This is a genomic window from Brevibacillus sp. NRRL NRS-603 (genome assembly GCF_003013445.1).
GTDB classification, from domain to species: Bacteria; Bacillota; Bacilli; order Brevibacillales; family Brevibacillaceae; genus Brevibacillus; species Brevibacillus formosus.
This window is the reverse complement of sequence record NZ_PXZN01000176.1, coordinates 1-1,188: the sequence shown is the minus strand read 5'-3', so window position 1 is coordinate 1,188 and position 1,188 is coordinate 1. Positions and strand designations below refer to the sequence as shown.

Annotated in this window: 2 protein-coding genes; both read left to right on the top strand. The window is 47.8% G+C overall.

Going from position 1 to position 1,188, the window contains the following annotated elements:
- On the top strand, window positions 1-486 hold a 486-nt coding region (locus C7R94_RS29735), incomplete at its 5' end, for a winged helix-turn-helix domain-containing protein (protein ID WP_106786052.1).
- A gap of 1 nt (window position 487) precedes the next feature.
- Window positions 488-1,188: HAMP domain-containing protein (locus C7R94_RS29730; protein WP_146142871.1), on the top strand; the 701-nt coding region annotated here is incomplete at its 3' end.

Here is a 1,188-nt window from a genome sequence, read left to right as displayed (position 1 = left end):
ATTATTATGCTGACGGCAAAAGGGGAAGAAACGAACCGCGTTCACGGGTTTGAGGCTGGGGTAGACGATTATGTTGTGAAACCGTTCAGCCCACGTGAAGTCATGTACCGGGTAAAAGCGATTCTTCGTCGCTCTTCCGCGACAGCTTATTTGAAGACAGAGACATTCAACAGTCATTCTGTCCTTGTTTTCCCGGAACTGACCATTGACCATGATGCACACAAAGTCATCGCAAGCGGCCAAGAGGTGAGCCTGACTCCAAAAGAGTATGAGCTTTTGCACTACTTGGCGTTGTCGCCGGATAAAGTGTTTACGCGTGAAGAGCTGTTGAAAGATGTGTGGCACTATGAGTTCTTTGGCGATTTGCGTACGGTGGACACGCATATCAAGCGTCTTCGCGAAAAATTGAACCGTGTTTCTCCACAAGCAGCCAATATGATCGCTACGGTTTGGGGCGTCGGATACAAGCTAGAGGTGCCTAAGTAAAGTGGACGTTATTTTTCGCAGTGTAGTCGGAAAGCTATGGATGACCATTATTGCCCTATTTGCTCTCGTCTTGACGATCTTCAGTTTGTTGCTCGTTCAATCCTTTGACAGCTTTTATAGCAATCGGCAGTCCAAGAATTTGCACGATCTGGCAGACGGTATCGCAGTCGGTTTGGCGCAGAGTCCAGATATGACAGCCGCTATGGAGATGGCTTCCAGATTTGGTTTGGTCCATCATACGGGCATGGTTATTCTCGATGAAAAAGGCAAGCAAGTCGGTATGAGCGAGGGGGCTGGGCTCCCTCGTATTCCAGTAGAGCTATTGCTCAAAAATCCTGCATTGCATTTGCCTGATGCGCTGGCAGGCAAGCATCCTGCACCCAAAACGATCTATATTGATGTGAATAATTCCGCCGATCATACAAACAACAAGCATGAGCTTCTCGCGGTCGCTGTTCCTTTAGAAATGGCAGCAGGGAAAACGGGAGCAGTGGTCATGTATCAGGCGATTGAAGATTTTGATGATACGGTTAGGGAAGTCAGATTTTTAATCTTTGTGGTTGGCGTCATCGGATTTGTCTCTACCACTGTATTCGCCTTTTTCCTCTCATCGCGTATTGCGACTCCATTACGTCAAATGAAAGAAACGGCGCATCGCATTGCGGAAGGGGACTTTCATGCTGAAATCCCAATCAGGACCCA